At 60.6% G+C, this 17,580-nt stretch carries 15 protein-coding genes; 1 reads left to right on the top strand and 14 read right to left on the bottom strand.

The window, feature by feature from the left end:
- Window positions 1-44: 44 nt before the first annotated feature.
- The 13 genes from DW195_RS07065 to DW195_RS07000 all read right to left on the bottom strand — a co-directional run bounded on the left by DW195_RS07065 (window position 45) and on the right by DW195_RS07000 (window position 11,925).
- Window positions 45-542: a DUF2752 domain-containing protein gene (locus tag DW195_RS07065; RefSeq protein WP_158566344.1), complete on the bottom strand. Its 498-nt coding sequence runs from the start codon at window positions 540-542 to the stop codon at window positions 45-47.
- Entirely contained in the window at window positions 535-1,212 is a 678-nt protein-coding gene (locus tag DW195_RS10535) for a DUF4234 domain-containing protein (RefSeq protein ID WP_199576336.1), read from the bottom strand. Before DW195_RS10535 ends, DW195_RS07065 begins: the two co-directional genes overlap by 8 nt.
- Before the next feature lie 195 nt (window positions 1,213-1,407).
- A complete protein-coding gene (locus DW195_RS07050) occupies window positions 1,408-2,769 on the bottom strand; it encodes a zinc-ribbon domain-containing protein (RefSeq protein ID WP_158567917.1) in 1,362 nt (453 codons plus the stop codon).
- 149 nt (window positions 2,770-2,918) lie between these two features.
- Window positions 2,919-3,941: a YitT family protein gene (locus tag DW195_RS07045; RefSeq protein WP_082435553.1), complete on the bottom strand. Its 1,023-nt coding sequence runs from the start codon at window positions 3,939-3,941 to the stop codon at window positions 2,919-2,921.
- A gap of 206 nt (window positions 3,942-4,147) precedes the next feature.
- A complete protein-coding gene (locus DW195_RS07040; RefSeq protein WP_055251999.1) occupies window positions 4,148-4,663 on the bottom strand; it encodes an Asp23/Gls24 family envelope stress response protein in 516 nt (171 codons plus the stop codon).
- Window positions 4,664-4,707: 44 nt separating this feature from the next.
- Window positions 4,708-5,085 carry a DUF2273 domain-containing protein gene (locus tag DW195_RS10595; RefSeq protein ID WP_040358983.1) on the bottom strand — a complete coding sequence of 126 codons (378 nt, stop codon included), beginning with the start codon at window positions 5,083-5,085 and terminating at the stop codon, window positions 4,708-4,710.
- On the bottom strand, window positions 5,078-5,623 hold the full coding sequence (locus tag DW195_RS07030) for a hypothetical protein (protein ID WP_147356496.1): 546 nt from the start codon (window positions 5,621-5,623) through the stop codon (window positions 5,078-5,080). The genes DW195_RS10595 and DW195_RS07030 overlap by 8 nt, the downstream gene beginning before the upstream one ends.
- 166 nt (window positions 5,624-5,789) lie before the next feature.
- Window positions 5,790-6,596, bottom strand: coding sequence for a YebC/PmpR family DNA-binding transcriptional regulator (locus DW195_RS07025; protein ID WP_006234926.1), 807 nt, complete (start codon window positions 6,594-6,596; stop codon window positions 5,790-5,792).
- Window positions 6,597-6,763: 167 nt separating this feature from the next.
- Window positions 6,764-8,947 (bottom strand): DUF6020 family protein, encoded by a 2,184-nt coding sequence (locus DW195_RS07020; protein WP_233540836.1) that lies wholly within the window; start codon window positions 8,945-8,947, stop codon window positions 6,764-6,766.
- A gap of 135 nt (window positions 8,948-9,082) precedes the next feature.
- The gene (gene lgt / locus DW195_RS07015; protein WP_118206289.1) at window positions 9,083-9,904 is read right to left on the bottom strand and encodes a prolipoprotein diacylglyceryl transferase; all 822 of its coding nucleotides are present in this window, start codon (window positions 9,902-9,904) and stop codon (window positions 9,083-9,085) included.
- Window positions 9,905-10,013: 109 nt separating this feature from the next.
- Window positions 10,014-10,292: a NifU family protein gene (locus tag DW195_RS07010; RefSeq protein WP_118206288.1), complete on the bottom strand. Its 279-nt coding sequence runs from the start codon at window positions 10,290-10,292 to the stop codon at window positions 10,014-10,016.
- A gap of 172 nt (window positions 10,293-10,464) precedes the next feature.
- Complete coding sequence (locus DW195_RS07005; protein ID WP_099432128.1) at window positions 10,465-10,989, bottom strand: dCMP deaminase family protein; 525 nt, start codon at window positions 10,987-10,989, stop codon at window positions 10,465-10,467.
- A gap of 84 nt (window positions 10,990-11,073) precedes the next feature.
- The gene (locus DW195_RS07000; RefSeq protein ID WP_118206287.1) at window positions 11,074-11,925 is read right to left on the bottom strand and encodes a type III pantothenate kinase; all 852 of its coding nucleotides are present in this window, start codon (window positions 11,923-11,925) and stop codon (window positions 11,074-11,076) included.
- A gap of 192 nt (window positions 11,926-12,117) precedes the next feature.
- Here DW195_RS07000 and DW195_RS06995 point away from each other — a divergent pair, with 192 nt between their 5' ends.
- A complete protein-coding gene (locus tag DW195_RS06995; RefSeq protein WP_118206286.1) occupies window positions 12,118-13,821 on the top strand; it encodes an OPT/YSL family transporter in 1,704 nt (567 codons plus the stop codon).
- Window positions 13,822-14,021: 200 nt separating this feature from the next.
- On the opposite strand, the gene DW195_RS06990 is transcribed toward DW195_RS06995, so the two are convergent.
- Window positions 14,022-17,531: a CAP domain-containing protein gene (locus DW195_RS06990; RefSeq protein WP_118206285.1), complete on the bottom strand. Its 3,510-nt coding sequence runs from the start codon at window positions 17,529-17,531 to the stop codon at window positions 14,022-14,024.
- Window positions 17,532-17,580 lie beyond the last annotated feature (49 nt).

Raw genomic sequence — 17,580 nt, 5'->3', positions numbered from 1 at the left:
TCGCCCCCCGCTTATGTGTCGATGCTTTTCTAGCGCGTCCTCCGTCACGACAGGTAAGAGCGAAGGATGGTGAGCCAGCGTGGGGTTTCGAGGTGGATGATATCGGTGGGAACTCCGGTGGGAACGTGACCACCAAGGAGCAGGCCCGCGTCTGCCGGGTTGATAAGGCGCACGATCCATACGGCAACGACCAGCACACACAGAACAATAACCGCAATGTCGATGCCACGCTTTAGCTTGCTCGATACCGCCTCCTCGCGCACGAACGCGAGCGCAAACGCAATCGGCACCACCCAAAACAGCGGATGGTAGGCAAAGGCAGCCGCAAAACCGAGGCGCAGTGCTGCCAGCCAGGCCCTTGTCATGCCGCATCCCGGACAGGGAATGCCCGTCATCAGGCGAAACACGCAGCCGATATCGAGCAGGTAGAGTGCGAGCCAGGCGACAAAGAGCGCGCCGATGCAAGAAAGGGCGCGGCGAATGAGCTCCGCCGCGCCCTTATGTCCCTGGGAGCTGTTCACGCCGTTCTTATCGTTAGGCACGAGCGCCAAGACGGGTGTTGTAAGCCGTTGCCATGGCATTGGTGTTCTTGATGATGATGTTCATGGCAAAGATGGGGCCAAGGCCGCACAGCAGCGCGCCGACAATCTGCCACATAAGAACGGTAGTACCGTTCTCCTGGAACATCAGGCCATAGCGAGGGGCATTAGCCTGCAGGCGGTTACCGATCTTGTAGTACCAGTAGAGTCCGTAGAAGCCGCAGGTCACGAACGACAGCAAGATGAATGCTGCCAGACCCGGCGTGGAATCGCCGTCATCCTGGCACATGACATTGATGTCGCGGGCAAGGCAATAGAGGAAGTAATACGAATAGATGCCGCAGGTCACGATGGAAAGCAGGAGCCAGCCGATCACGCCACGGTCGGTCTTAATCGGAGCATAGCCCATCGGGGCAGGTGCAGGCTGCTGAGCATACTGCTGCTGGCCGGCGTACTGCTGCTGCCCGGTGTACTGCTGCTGAGGCTGGGGCTGAACTGCCTGAACCGGAGTGGGCTGAATCTGCGTGGGCTGCGGAGCAGGCTGGGGCTGAGGCGCAGGCTGCGGCGCGGGCTGAGGGGCCGGAGCGGTGGGAGCGGCACCGATGGCAGAACCGCAAACAGGGCAGAATTTGGCATCATCCGAAATGGGAGAACCACAAGTGGGACAGAACATAAGCTTCTCCTTTTCCTAAGGCGTCGCACGCCTTCAAACCTTACACGTCTATGTTCTCAACAATAGCCGCGACGTTGTTGCGCAACATTGACCAATTTCCGAGAAATTTATCTGCAACCGTTTTCCCAGGTATTGTCTTGCTTTCACAGTAGAAAAAGGCACCCCGGGCTCAGTTGCCCAGGGCGCCTCGACCGACTATTCGGTTTGATTGTTTTCGGCAGCAGGATTATCGCCCGGCTCATCCGCCGGCGTGGCAACGGCATTCCAATCGGGTTCTGCAGGCGTCGCCTCGGGCGCGGGGGCCGGTGCCGGGGCAGACGTCGGTGCGGGCGACGTTGCAGGCGCAGGTGCGGGTGCCGGCTCAGGCACAGGCGCCGGCTCGGGTGCAGGCTCAGGCGCAGACTCGGGCGCGGGCTCGGGCTCGGGCGCAGGTGCCGGCGAAGCATCCGGAGCGCTGTAACCCGAAGGAGCAGACTTCTTCTCAAACGGCAGCACAAAGGTCAGGACGTCGTCCTTGTCCTCGTCGGCCCACTCGCTTGCGTAGCGCGCAACCCAATAGCCAACGGCACGGTGCTTGAGCATCTTGCCAAAGACCGTGAGGAATACCGTGACAAACGCCGTCAGCACCAAGAACAATACGAGCGTGATGCCACCGCCGGTAACAAGCGCCTCAATAGCCGTAGGACGGTAGTAGTAGCTATACATACCGACAGAGGCAATGGTGCCAAAGACGAACGTCAGGATCCAGGTGACAACGTTGGCGACCAGGCCCGTCAAAAACTCGGGAAGGAACGAAGCGCAGAACAGTTTGGTCTTGTTGTGCTTAAAGGCCGCCCAGACCTTATCGAGCGAAAACGCGCTCTCGACACGACCGGTCACCGCAAAGTGCATCACGGCAATGTCGGCGAACATCTTAAAGAAGACCCCCAAGACCGCCGTGGCAATCATAGCCAGGACAAGCAGGCCAAGCGAGCCGAACAGCGCTGCCTCGAGTGCATAAGAGCCGTAATACGAATACGAGCCCGCGGCGCCAATTACCACGCTCTCCACCAGCGAAAGCACTACACCGATAACGGGAATGGCAGCGATAACCTCGAGCACGACCGAGATAACGCTCGAAAAGACTCCGAGGCCAAACGACGTGGAACGCATGAGTGGACGATCCATACCGTCATCAACCTTGAGCGACAGATCGCGACCCCACTCAATACCAAAGCCGGAACCACACACGCTCGCAATGCAAGCTGCCAAAAAGCCGATGGCAGCCGCGATACCGCCGATAACGGGAATGAACAGCACGAGCACTGACACGACACAGATGAGCGCCGGTAAAAAGGCAATCTGGCACACGCGCTGCAGCACGCCCGGAGTCTTGGTCATATCCTCAAACGCCTGAGCCACACAGCCCTTGGACGCATTCGCCACGGGCGGTTGCGGAACAAACTGCTGGGGCTGACCCTGAGGGGCAGAGGCTGCGGCACCGGCATTGGGGGCACCACACGCGCCGCAGAACTTGTCGTTATCGCCCATGGGGGCGCCACACTGCGAGCAGAACATAGAATCATCCCTTCGTATCTCGAACGAATCACTTGGATCGCAAACGATGTCTTTAGCATCATTATTGCCCAATGTGGGGACAAATACTCCAACATGACGCATTTGCAATGCGCAGGGCGCTATTCGATTGTTTGATGAGCTCGACCGCGTTAGTTCGTTCCGCGGAAACCCTTGCCGACGATCTCGGAGCTGTCGACAATCGTGATAAAGGCACCCGGATCGATCTCGCGCGCGTAGCGACGCAGTTGCACGGCCTCGCGACGACTCAGCACGCTCATAATCACCGTCACGCACTTGCCCGAGAAAGCACCGTAGCCGCGGCTGATAGTCGCCGTACGGTTGAGATGCTTGACGATAAACTCCTCGACCTTAAGGGGCTCGGAACAAATGACCGTGCAGACTTTGCGCAGGTGAATGCTCTCGATGGCCTTGTCGACCACAAGCGTCTTGGCAAACAGGCCGAGCACGCAGTACAGACCGACGCGCGGACCGTACAAGAAGGCCGCGATGGTCACGATGCCGATATCGACCAACAGCAGCGCACGGCCGATCTCAAGCGTGGTGCGGCGTTTGAGAATCATGGCGAGGATGTCCGTGCCGCCCGTCGAGGCACCAATATCAAAGACGATGGCGCTGCCGAGCGCCGGCAGAATCACGGCAAAGCACAGGTCGAGCCACATATCGCCCGTCATCGAGACATCGGTCGGAATAAAGAGCTCAAACAGCGAAACATAGGCGGACAGCGCAAACGAGGCGAAGACGCTCCACAGGATTGCCTTGCGCTCCAAAAAGATAAAGCCCAGAACGACCAGGACCGCATTGATAATCCACATAAAAACGCCGACGGGCAGGGTCGGGAACAGCGTGGACAGAATGACCGACACGCCCGAGGTGCCGCCAAAAGCAAAGTGATTAGGGGTTTTAAACGCAACGATGGCAAAGGCCGTGAGGATCAGGCCCAAATTGAGCTCGGCAAAAAAGCGCGGAAAGCCCGGCTCCTGGCTGCGCTTGCGACCAGCGCGCTCGCCCCGCTCGATAACATCGCGATCGACCACGCGCTCCATCGGCACCACGGGAGGACGATGCACCTCCTCGGCAGCACGCGACGCCGCCTCTGCCGCAGCGGCCTCAATCGCCCATGCCTTGCTTTCTGTTTCGTGCTCGTCGGCCATTACGGCAACTCCTCGTTAACAATTTGGAAACAATGCGCCCATTAGAGTAACGCGGAACGTAGGGATTGCAACCCCCAGTTAGACGAGCGGTATGACTACATCGGGAGCGTATAAAAACGGCCGGCCACGCTTTTGCTTGCGCGGTCGGCCGTTTAACGTTTTCGCAGATAAAACCTGCCAAAACAAACCTGTCCCCTTTTGGAAGGTTATTCGTGCTGGCTGGTGCGGTGCTCGTACTCCTCGGGGGTGATGACATCCTCGATGCGCAGGTTGACGCCCGCCACCTCAAGGCCAGTCATCGCGGCAAGGCGCTCGGTGACACGTGCCTTGACATCGTCGAAGATCGCGGGCGCATAGGCGCCGTACTCGATGATGACGGAGATGTTGACGACCACGCGATTGTCATCGGTGACCTCGACCGTCACGCCCTTGGTCAGATTCTCGGCACCAAACTGCTCCTGCACAAAGTGCATGAGGTTACCCTTCATGCCCAGAACGTGCGGAACCTCGCGAGTGGCCATGGCAACGATCTTCTCGATCACGCCGTTGGAATAGGTGAGCGAGTCCTCGGACTCGTCCGCTTCCTCGTCATCCTCATCCGTATCGGACTCGGCCTCGACGAGAGCCTCGTCCTCGAGCGTCACATCCTCAGCTTCGGCGACGACCGCCTCGTTCTCCTCGAGCTCGGTATCGGCTACATCGACCTTCGTATTAAAAGCCATGGTTCCTCCTTATGCCTGCCGCGGATGCGACAGTCGAATACATATTAGCGGCCGCTAAACAGACGGCCGAAGAAGTTGACGATCCCGTTCTCGCCGTCGCGAATTTGACCGATCACAGCGCCGATCAGCACGAAGAATGCAATGACGAGCGTATCCCACAGGCCCAACGTGAGCACCAACACGGCGAGGATAAAGCCGGCGACGGCACCGAGCGTGGTGTTGGGATGACGCACAGCATAGCTCCAGATGGCAGCGCCCGTACCCTTGATGAGACCCATAGCCTCGTCAAAATCCGCGGCTGCCGCGTCTTGTAACTCGGTTGCCTCTGCTTTGGAATCAACAGGTTCGCTCGCCGGCGTAGCGCTCTGGTCAATCGTCAGGCGCGGCGTACGAGCGGTCTTATCTTGATTGGTATCACTCACCGGAAACCTCCACGGTCTGGACGGTAGTCTTGGACGGCAAAAAACGGACGCGCGCGGTCGTACCCGGCGCGCCGAGCATGGTATCGCAGGCTTCTTCGATGCGCTGCTGCATCGCGGTAGCCAGAGATGCCACGTCCTTATCGTCAAGCGCGATAGCCTCGACCTTAAAACGGACGTGCGAATCGTCGGGGCCTTGGACGCGGGCCTCGACATGCTCGACCATCACGCGGTCGTCGCGCTCGGCAGCAACCCTGGCGCACGAAGAAAGCGCCGCAAGGGTAACCTCGATATTGCGCTCCCCCGCCGGATGCACGCAGGACGGCTCGCGACGGGCGAACATCAGGCGGAAAAAGCTCAGCAGTACGCCAAACGCCACGACGCCGGCGCACGCCGTCACGACGATGCGCGGCATGGGGTCGCGCATCAGCAGCATAAAGCGATACGTATACGGCCCCCAAAACTGGCAGACAAGCGTACCCAGCGCCACGATGGTGGCGGCAAGATACACGATCGCTAGGGCTCGTTTGAGTACGCGCACGCGGCGCTCCCTTCAAATCTCGGCTCTCGAAATGCAGAACGGTTCGCATCATTATAAAAGAGCCGGGTCCGGTGCTCTACGCACGCGGATCCGGCTCATCTATTCCACGAGGCTTGCATGCTCGCTTCATTATGCCCAGATATGCACGGCTTAACCCGTGCGGGCGCTACTCCTCCTCGAGGGCAGCGATGACCTCGTCGGTCATGTCCATGGTGCTGTAAACATCCTGGACGTCGTCGAGCTCCTCAAGACGGTCGATGAGGCGCTGGACCTTCTTGGCGTCGGCGCCGGAGACCTCGGTCGGGGTGGTCGGGACCATGGTGGTCTCGGAGCCCTTGACCTGGACGCCCTGCTCCTCGAGCGCCTTGGAGACAGCCATGACCTCGTTGGCAGTAGTCCAGACAATCCACTCCTCGCCGGCATCCTCGTAGTCCTCGCCACCGGCCTCGGCGATGGCCATCATGAACTCATCCTCGTCACCGGCAGCACCGTTGGCGATCATGGTCTCCTTCTTGGCGTTCTCGTCCAGGATCTCCTTGGCGACGACGATCTGGCCCTTACGCTCAAACTGGAAGGCGACGGAGCCGGAGGTGCCCAGGTTGCCACCAGCGTGGGAGAAGGCGGAACGGACATCAGCGGCGGTACGGTTGCGGTTGTCGGTCAGGCAGTCGACGTAGACGGCGACACCGGCGGGACCGTAGCCCTCGTACACGATGTTCTCGTAGACGGCGGCATCGGCACCCGAACCAAAAGCCTTGTCGATAGCGGACTTGATCTTGTCCTTAGGCATGGACTGAGCCTTGGCCTTGGCAACGGCAGCGGCGAGGCTGGCGTTGTTCTCGGGCAGCGGGTCACCGCCGAGACGGGCAGCAACGGTGATGTTGCGGCTGAGCTTGGAGAAGAGGGCGGAACGCTTGGCGTCCTGCGCGCCCTTACGATGCTTGGTTGTGGCCCACTTAGAGTGTCCGGACATACGTGTCTCCTATCGGTTTCGACCTAAAGCCCAGCGCAGATGCTCGGGCAATATAAACAAACGTCGTTATGATATACCTACTGGCCTGCAAGATAAACCCCAAAATGAAGGCGTCGTGATGATGGCCCCTTTGGTGCAGCAAAGAAACCTGACCCCAATGCACCAGGTTAGGACCAGAGGAAGTCACTGCGGGTGACGGTGGCGCCGATGGCGAAGGGCATGCAGGCGATGACCGGATACAGGTAGCGCATGTAGGTCGAGCCGTTGCACGGACCAATCAGGCACACGGCGAGCACGCCCAACAGCGGCACCCAGATCGCCAGCGCACGCCATGAATGACGACGCAGCAGGTAGACCACCACGGCGATCATAATCCACACATAGGTGGCCGAGCTCATGGTGAGCGAAATAAACGGGATGCGCTGCACCGCCACACGGTACAGATTGATCAGGCGGTCGCACCAGCGCACCACGTTGCTGTCAACCGGATGGAAGTCGAAGTACTTGAGGTTGTCGGGACGCGCCATAATCTCGGCACTGCGCGCCGTGCTGTAGACCCAGGCATCGCGCGCGCTCGGATAAAAATAACCATAGTAGTTATTGATAAGCGCCGAAATATAGCACTCGGGATCCTTCTTAAACATCTGAGCCCATACCTCAAAATAGGCATCGATGTCCTCCTGCGAGGCGTACTCGTTAAAGCAATTTTTGACGGCGTCCGACTTATCCGGGTTGTAACGGCGGCCCAGATTCTCGTACTTGAGTACGCGATCGATCACGGCACGCTCTTCGTCGGTCACCAAGCCGTCGCAAGGAGCCTCCACGATGGTGCCGTCCTCCTTAACCGTGGGGTTGACGCCCGAGTTGAGGCCGTCGTGCTTTTGGACGAAACGAGCCGTCTGCTGGAACGGGATCGAGAGGATTTCGCGCTTGGAACCAGGCGTGATATCGTGCGCCGGCATAAAGACCTTGGTGAAGTACATATTAGAGGCAAGGCAGAGCGCGAGCACCGCGAGAACGCCAACCCAGCGAAAACGCGGGATGGCGCCCGAAGGCGCAGCACCAGTCTGCTTGGCTGCACGACGAGCCACATGCACGTCCCATACGCAAAACGCCACCGCGATTACGCATGCCGCCAGGGGAAACACAAGGCCGCCGTTGCGCAGGAGCGTGGAACCCATGGCGCCCAGAGCGAGCAGCAGCCAGTCGTGGCGCGCAAAGAGCACAGGGGCTTTCTCGCCCGCTCGCTCGACATTGGCATCACGACGGGGCAAGCCACATGCCACGAGCTTGACGGTCTGTACCAGCAGCACCAAGAACGCGTCGGCAAAGAGCACGTCTTTGGTGAGCAACACCGCGTAGTTAGAGAACATCGGCATAAACGCAAAGAACAGCAGGATCGCACCGCGAACCGGCAGACTCACGCCCAGTTTGCGCAGCGACGAAATGGAATAGGCCATGCAGGCAGCCGTGATGACGAACTGAGCACAGGTGTAGATGGCAAGACCTGCGTTGGCGCTGTTGAACAGCGAAAGCCCCAGCTGAACGCACGAGCCGATAATGGCCGTGTGCACTACAGGATGATGCCCGTTGAGCAGCACGTTGGGGTTGAGTAGGCGCAGGTAGTCGCTCGTGCCGTTGGGATAGTTGAACCACTGGCGAATCTGCGCGCCCGTATCTCCCATAAAAAGGCCAGGCAGCGAAGCGATGAGCGTGGGCGTCCAGGCGATCATAAGCACCAGGAAGGGCCCGGCAAAGGGATGGACCGAGAGCACGGCGTGAGTCACACGCCATACGCGGCCAAAGTGCGCTTCGGAAAACGGAATGCGCCGAGAGCTCAGCCAATCTAGACACTCAAAGGCAAGGTAGAAGGCAACGACCGCCAAGAGCATCCAGCCCGCGCCGCCAATCCAGGCGCAGATGATGCGGGCTTTGTCGCCAAGGACAATCTCGGCCGAGTCGGTGAGATCGTAGCTGCGGCCGAACACCATGCAGATGGCGAAGAGCAGCGACGGCAGAATGATCGATGGACGCCAGGTGTCGCCACGGCCAAAGAACACGTAGCGAAACGGCAAGGTGAGCAGGCAGGCAAGTGCAAGCAGCATGACCGCGTCGGTATGGCCGGCAAACGAGAGGAGCACCTCGTAGCACACGTACAGCATGCCCGAGGCTTTGGGGTCAATCGCCAAGACTGCGTTGCTCGACACCGGGGCAGGATCGATGGAAAACGCCGTGGTCGCCAACAGCGCAAGCAAAAAAGCGATGAGCGTCTGCTTGGCGGGGTAGCGCTTAAACCAGACGATGCGAGCGGCATCGCGCGCAGCCGTTGTGGAGAGGTCGGAATCCTTCACAGTCCAAAGAGCCTTTCTAGAAACCTACCAAAAAGGGACAGGTTTATTTTGGCAGGTTTTATCTGGGGAAACGTTACGGTTCTGTCATCGTTGCCCAGCGAACCACCACAAAGGTGCCTGTCCCCTTTGTGGTGGTTAGGCGTCGAGGTAGATGCGCTGGGGACAGTTGCGGCGACGAGCAAAGATGATGAGCGCCAGGCCCGCAATTACGAGCGGCAGGCTCAGCAGCTGACCCATGGTGATGACGCCACCAAGCAGATAGCCCAGCTGGGCATCGGGCACGCGCACAAACTCAATGAGGAAGCGGACGATGCCGTAACCCATCACAAACACGCCCATAAACGTGCCTTGGGGCAGTAGCGGCTTTTTGCGGCTGAGCACCTGCAGAATGCAAAAGAGCACGATGCCCTCAAGAAATGCCTCGTAGAGCTGGGAGGGGTGACGCGGCATATCGCCCGCGGTGCCACCGAAGACCACGCCCCAGGGCAGATCGGTCGGCTTGCCCCACAGCTCACCGTTGACAAAGTTGGCACAACGGCCCAGGCACAAGGCCAGCGGCGCGCCTATGACGGCAAGGTCTGCCAAAGTCCAGGCATCGAGCTTATACATGCGGCACACGATGATGCCGCCGATAATGCCGCCCACCAAGCCGCCATGGAAGCTCATGCCGCCCTCGTTGGTGGCAAAGATCTCGAGCGGGTGCGCCCAGTAGTAGCCATCACCGTAAAAGACGACGTAGAACAGGCGCGCACCGATAATGAGGCCAAAGACCACGCCGACCACGACACTCGTCAGGTCGTCAATCGTGATGTTAAAGCCCCAGCGACGCTGTGTGCGGTACATGACGACCGCCGTGAGCAGAGCGCCGACCACGTAGGCCAGGCCGTACCAGTAGATAGTGATGGGGCCCGCCGAGATCGCGACAGGATCAAGCATATGGTAGAAGTCGTTGAGCATGTCGACCCTCCTACTCCCTACATACAAATGCGGCCGCGGGCCTTGCGCTCGCAGCCGCATATTTGGGCGTAACGTCTATGCGGAGTATGCCGTCCGCAGCCTTCGCATCTTAGAACGGCGCGTACTCGTCGTACAGGTCGTCGGTCTCGCCGGAGGCATTGATCTGCTCGACACGGGTAACGCCGGGCACATGCTCCTTCAGGATGCGCTCGATACCCATGGACAGGGTCAGTGCGCTCATAGGGCAGCCGGCGCAGGCGCCCTGAAGCTCAAGCTGGACGACGCCCTCGTCGTCAACGCCCACATACTCCATATCGCCGCCGTCGGCCTGCAGGTTGGGGCGAATCTCTTCAAGAACCTTCTTAAGCAGCTCTTCGTTAACAGCCACAGGGGCTCCTTTCTCACAATAACGCGGGCACGCCCGCGGACAGGGGCCATGTTACTACAGCCATGTACCCGCTTAGGCGCCAGCCATGCGTGCGGACACGACTTTCACGAGCGGTCAATTTGGGACGGGTCTCTTTTAGCTGCCTTTTGTTGCCAGATGGCATTGCCACGCGCTACTGCTGAGCCTGTCCCTCGGTACCGATGTGAACATCGACGATAACCTGGCGGTAGCTAATACCGCAGGAGTCGAGAATGCGGCGGCTGATGCGGCCGTCGTCGGTGTCGGCGTACTTGTTGTCCAGGTAGACAACCTCGCCCACACCCACCTGCGCCAAAATCTTGGCGCAGTCATGGCACGGGAACAGCGTGACGTAGACCGTGGAACCCTCGAGGTCCTTGAGCGAGCCACGGTAGTTGAGCACGGCGTTGGCCTCGGCATGGACCACGTAGTTGTGCTTGTCCTGCAGCGGGTCGTCGCTCGTACCCCACGGGAAAAAGTCGTCGTTGAGCGCCGAGGGCGTACCGTTGTAGCCCACCGAAAGGATACGGTGGTTGGTGCTGGCGATGCACGCACCCACCTGCGTGTTGGGGTCCTTGCTGCGGCGCTGTGCGGCGATGGCCACGCTCATAAAGAACTCGTCCCAGCTAATGACGTCCAGGCGCTTGCCTGACGAAGTTTGATGAAGATCGTCCGACATGGCAGACACCTCCGTAATCGCAATAGTTTGACCCATTGTAGCAGGTGAAAGGTGGGGGCGTTTGTCCCACCGGCGCCCTCACTTTTACACGCGGCGGGGCTTTTGGTTGATGCGGTAGAGCTCGGCGAGTCCTCGCAACGTCAGCGCGTCGTCTACCGTCAGGCTGTGGCCGACCAGCGACGCGAGCGCCTCGGCGTCGTCGCCGGTAATGACGATGGGCACGTCGCCCTCCCCCGCGGCCTTGGTCGCGCGCATCTCGGCGAGCACCATGTCGAGCATGCCGTCGATGCGGGCTACCTCGCCCAGAACCACGCCCGAACGCATGGCCTCGCGCGTGTTGCGACCGATCACATGCGTGGGTGCCGAGGGCTCGACCTGCGGCAGACGCGCCGCAGCAGCCGAAAGCGAGCGGGCGCCAAGCGCCAGACCCGGCGCGATGACGCCGCCCACAAAGGTGCCGCGCGCGTCGATGACCTCGATATTGGTCGTGGTACCCAAGTCGATCACGATGCAGGGAGAGCCGTAGACGGCGCGTGCCGCCACGGCGTCGGCGATGCGGTCGGGGCCGATCTCGGCCGGATCGTCGTAGTGCACGGGCATACCGGTCTTGAGACCCGGCCCCACGGTGAGCACGCGCCCCGTGCAGGTGCGAGAAAGCGCCGTCTTCCACGGGCGCTCGAGCGCCGGCACCACGCAGCTCAGCACGGCAGCCGTGGGCACAAGCGCGCCCGGCATGCCCGCATCGGCTGCCAGTGCACCCATGACCTGCGCGAGCCTCATGCGCGCCTCGTCTGCCGTAATGCTCGACGGCGTGGTGATCTCGCACGTCGCGAGCGGGCATTCCTGTGCCGCGGCTGAATCCTCGGCAAACAGGCCAAAGCGAATGAACGTGTTGCCCACGTCGACCGTCAATATATATGCGCACCCATTAAGCATCGTCGGCGCTCCTTTCGTCTGCCCAGCAGTATATCGCCTACCTAAACCAGTCATCCCAAAATGACTAGCTTGCGGCTATACTGGTGCGCGGTCGCGCGCGAGCTCACGCGGCGGCCCTTGGTAACCCGACTTCCCGCGCCGTATCCGTAACGGCGCTCCCGGGGGAAGCGGATATACGCAAAGGAGTTTTATATGAGCAATCCCTCGAACCGCGCTTCGATGCGCGGGCAACTCACGCTGCGCGGCGTCGTCATCGGCGTCCTTGGCTGCGTGATCATCACGGCAAGCTCGGCCTACACCGCCCTCAAGATGGGCGCACTCCCCTGGCCGATCGTCTTCGCTGCCGTCATCTCGCTGTTCTTCCTTAAGCTCATGGGCAACGCCAGCCTCAACGAGGCCAACGTCACCCACACCATCATGTCCGCAGGCGCCATGGTCGCCGGCGGCCTGGCGTTTACCATCCCGGGCGCCTGGATGCTGGGCTATGCCGACCAGATCAGCTGGCTCGACATGTTTATCGTGGCACTCGCCGGCACCATCCTGGGCCTGCTGGCCACCGCACTCATCCACCGTCACTTTATCGTGGACGCCGCGCTTGAGTTCCCCACCGGCAACGCCGCAGCTCAGACCTTGCGCGCGACCGAGGCTGGCGGCAAAACCGGCAAGCAGCTCTTTGGTTCCATGGCCATCGCAGGCATCTACAGCGTGCTTCGCGACGCTCTGGGCGTGGTGCCCAGCATGCTATGCACGCTCAACATCCCCGGCGTGACCTTTGGCATCTACAACTCGCCCATGCTGCTCTCCGTCGGCTTCCTCGTGGGCTTCGCCCCGGTCGCCTTCTGGTTTGCCGGCGCCCTGCTGGGCAACTTTGGCATCATCGTGGGCGGCACCGCTGCCGGTCTGTTCGACGTTGTGACTGCGCAGGGCATCGTCAAGTCCCTGGGCATGGGCCTCATGATGGGCTTTGGCGTCGCCGTCGTCCTCAAGGACATCCTGCCGCAGGTCGCCGGCATCGTCCGCGGTCTTGCCGCCGACAGCTCCACCGACACCGACGAGCAGTCGCTCATCTCGGGCTCCCTTAAGCTCGACGCCGGCATCATCGGCCTGGGCGCTGCCGCCATCGCCGTGATCATCGCCATCGTGCTTGACCTTGGCCCCGTTCCGGCCGTCATCGTGACGCTGTTCACCTTTGTCACCACCATCATGAGCGCACAGAGCTGCGGCCAGACGGGTATCGACCCCATGGAGATCTTTGGCCTCATCGTTATGCTCATCGTGGCTGCCTTTGCACAGATCGCTCAGGTCAAGCTGTTCTTTATCGCCGGCATCGTAGCCGTGGCGTGCGGCCTTGCGGGCGACGTCATGAACGACTTTAAGGCCGGCGCCGTGCTGGGCACCAACCCGCGTGCGCAGTGGATCGGCCAGGCCATCGGCGGCATCGTGGGCGCCCTGGTCGCCGCCGCCGTCATGGTCGCGCTCGTCACCGCCTATGGTCCGGACGCCTTCGGCCCCGACAAGAGCTTTGTGGCCGCGCAGGCAAGCGTGGTCGCCACCATGGTCTCGGGCATCCCGAGCGTGCCGTGGTTCGCAGGCGGCTTTATCGCCGGCATCGTCATGTACTGGCTCGGCATTCCGGCCATGATGATCGGCCTGGGCGTGTACCTGCCGTTCTACATGTCGCTCACGGCCTTCCTAGGCTCCTGCGTTAAACTCGCCTACGACAAGTGGTCCGCCCACCGCGACGCCACCGCTGGTCTTTCTGACGAGGAGAGAGCTGCTAAGGACGCCGCCTTCCAGGAACAGGGTCTGGTTGTCGCCAGCGGCCTGCTCGGCGGCGAGTCCATCGTCGGCGTTATCCTGGCGTTTGTCTCCGTGGGCTTAAGCCTGCTGGGCTAAGCTGAGCAGCTGCTCGACAGCAACCATATTGTCTACGATTTGCCCGGTCGGTAGCTTTCGCGGCTACCGACCGGGCTTTTTGATACCAACGCAAAGAAAGGCCGGCGCGCTGCGTATGACAGCGCGCCGGCCTTATCGTTTGGCTATCGAGACGGTCCCGCTATGAATTGAAGTTCGTTGCAGAAACTACGCTCGAAACGCTACATCTGCTTGCGACGACGATCGCCGAGCGTCACACCCGCGGCAACGAGCGTAATGCCGCCGATGACGAAGACCTCACCTGCAAGCGCGGAGGTATCGCCCGTCTGAGCAAGTGCACCGTCCGTGGCCTTCTTCTTGGCGACAGGAGCCTTTGCGGCAGCCTGCGCAACCTGAGGCTTGGCCTGCGGCTCAGCCTTGGGATGATACTTGTCGTACTCGGCCTGCGCGGCAGCCAGGGCATCCTTGGCATCGCCAAGCTCGGCAAGCGCGGCAGCATAGGCGTCGTTGGCATCGGACAGCTTGGCATCGGCATCGCTCAGAGCAGACTTGAGGCCAGCGGCGGCATCGACGGCGGCCTTATAGCGAGCGTAGGCTGCGTTCAGCTTGACCAGCTTCTCGTTGCCCGTCGTGCCCGCGGCAAGGGATGCCTTGTGGTCGACAGCCTCAAGATCGGCCTTGAGTGCCTCGTCGTTGGCAAGCTCGGCCTTGGCCTTGACGATCTCGAAGTTCGCATCGACGACGGCTTCGTTGGCGGCCTCGAGCTGCTTCTGGGCATCGGCGACACCGGCGACGGCAGCGTCATAGGCGGCCTTGGCGTCGTCGACCGCCTTCTGAGCGCCGGCGAAGCGCTCGAAGGCCTTATTTGCGGTGGCAAGCTCGTCCTCGGCGGCCTTGGCCTTGGCCTGCGCGTCGGACACAGCCTGCGCCTTGGCGGCAACTGCCTGCTTGGCGTCCGAAAGAGTGGTCGCGGCGTGCGTATCTGCGGCCCGAGCCTTGTCAACGCCAGCTTGGGCAGCGTCGTCGGCCTTCTTGGCATCGTCAAGCGTGCCCTGCTTGCTCGCAAGGTTCGCATTAGCGGCATCGCGCTTGGCAGTAAGATCCTTGACCGAAGCGGTGGCGTTGTCATAAGCCTCGTTGGCCTTGTCGGATTTTGCCTTGGCAGCATCGCAGGCGCTGCGAGCCTTCGCCTTGTGAGCAGCGGCATCGGCCGCCTTCTTCTTGCTGTCAGCAAGCGTGGCGTTTGCCTTATCGAGAGCTGCCTGGGCAGTAGCGGCCTCGCTCTTGGCGGCGTCGAGCTTGGTCTTGGGCGTCTTGACGTCGATACCCTTGAGTTTGGCTTCGGCGGCGTCGTATGCCGTCTTCGCGGCGGCGGTGCCGGACTTGGCCTTCTCGTACTCGCCCTTGGCGGTGTTCATGTTCGTGTCGGCCGCGGTATAGGCGTCTTGTGCGTCTTTCTGATTATTGAGAGCAGCGAGATATGCCGTATCGGCCGTGCCAAGCGTCTTCTGCGCCTCTGCCAACTTATTCTGAAGCTGCTTCAGCTGCTCCTTCTGCGCCTGCGTGCCGCCTGCATTGTAGGCGGAATCGATGTAGTCGTTGACGAGCTTCTTGAACTCGGGGACAGTGAAATCAGCCTGAGTGTCATCAGCACTGTAATCGAAGACGGTTACCTCGGAATCGGTGTTCTTACCGCTACCGGTCGCGATGCCGATAGCCACCGTAGCGGAATCGATAATGTTGAGATAGTGCCCGCAGGCGTCTCCTCTTTGATTGCCATTCTTATCTTTTGTACCGTGATACACATCGTAATAGTTTTGGTAGATATAGTACGAATCATAGCGATGAGCCATGAGGTCTTTGCCGGCCTCGCTATCCACACCGTACTTTTTAATCCAATTCTCGTAATTAACCTTCTCCTGAGTATAGAGACCGGTATAGGGCCATCCGAGAGTGTCCTCAGTCTCGCCGCCGGTATATGCGCCGCCGCCGCCAGCAAGGTTTTCTCCATTGTCCCAGTAGCAGCCCGAGTGTCCCCAGATGTTCGATGAATATGATGCATTAAGGGCGGCTGCCACAGTCATGCGGAGGCTGACGCTGAGCGCCGACTGACCGTTCGCCTTGCGGAGGTTGTTCTGGGTGTCGAGATATGTCAGGGCGTTGCGCATCTGCTCCAAGGAAAGCGGATTGGTATCGCGAGACATGTTCTGATCGACGTAATTGTCATACCACTCGGCTTTATCGTCTGCGCCGGTCAGCATTGATACAGCGTCCTGGGCGTTCTTTTTCTGCGTAGCTGTGAACTGGCTGCCGCCGATGATGTAGTTCATGAAGCCGAACATACCCTGGCTGATGACTTCCTGGTCAACGGTCATGTTCGACTTGAGGTCGGCAATCTGCTGGTTAAGAGCCTCAACCTGGGCATTAGCAGCGTCATAAGCCTTTTCCGCGGCGTTCGAAGCGGCGCAGGCTGCCTCCCACTCGCTGCGCTTCTGCTTGCGAACTTCGACAAGCTTATCGTACGCGGTCTTCTTGTCGGCCTCGGTCTGCTGGGCCTGCTCGTATGCCGTCTTCGCGGCGTCACGCTTACTGACCGCGTCCTTGTACTCCTTGTTTGCCGCATCGTATGCAGACTGGGCGGATGCCACGGCAGCGTTGGCGGCGTTGACCTTTTCCTGCGCGGCAGCGACGGCAGCCTGGGCGGCCTGCAGATTTGTCTGTGCGGTGGCGTCGGCATCCGTCGCGGCATTGAGCTCCGCCTGCGCGGTCTTGAGCTCACCAGCAGCAGCTTTCTTGGCGGCCTCAAGCGCACTCAGGTCAACACCCGTACCCGAGACGGCAGCATCGAGCGCGGCCTGCGCCTGGTTGAACTTCTGCTGGGCGTTATCGCGCGCGGTGGTTGCGGCTGCGAGAGCAGCGGCAGTCTCCTGCTTCTTGGCCTGGGCAGTCGTCAAAGCCGCCTCGGTATTCTGCTTTTCCTGCTGGGCGCTGGCCTCGGCAGCCTTGGCCTGGTCCAGATTGGCCTGTGCAGTAGTAACGGCCTTATTGGCGTCATCGAGCTTTGCCTGCGCGTCCTCGACGGCCTTCTTGGCGGCCTCGTACTCGTCCATACCCATGGCCTCGAGCTTGGCCTGGGCATCATCGAGGGCCTTCTTGGCCTCATCCTGCTTTGCCTTGGCGTCCTTGAGCGCCTGGGTCTTATCCTCGACACTCTTGTTGGCCTGTTCGAGCCGATCGTTCAGGTCGCCCAGCTTCTTCTGCTGCTGCTCGGTCTTTTCGACGGCGGCTTTGAGCTCGTCAATCTTCTCCTGGAGCGCGGCGACTTCTGCTGCGTTCTGCTCGGCGGCGTTATCGGTCACGGCCTGCGAGGCCTGATTCTTTTGCTGCTGCGCCTGCTTTTGAGACTGGCCCGCCGCGTCGGCCTTCTTCTGGGCGGCATCGTAGGCGGCCTGAGCGTCCTTGAGCTGCTTTGCCGACTCCTCGGCCAGCTGGGCAGCCGTCTTTACGACCGCTTGGTTACCGGCGGCAACGGTATTCTCTACAGAACTACCCCCCCCCTGAACAGAATCGCCGTTACCGGTTGACGGTGCGGCGATTGCCGCCAGCGGCGACATGAGCGGCTGAGCGATGAGGCCCGCCGTCAAAACGGTTGCGACGGCGCGGTTGGCAACGCCCTTGACGTTGACGGCCTTAGCCCGAGGCTCAAAGTGTTGTGGACTGTAGTTTGCCATGGCTTTCTCCCTTTGACACGGATTTATCCATACGCTTCAAACTGTAGGT

This window comes from Collinsella sp. AM17-1 (assembly GCF_003470665.1).
GTDB lineage: Bacteria > Actinomycetota > Coriobacteriia > Coriobacteriales > Coriobacteriaceae > Collinsella.
This window is presented reverse-complemented; position numbering and strand designations above follow the sequence as displayed.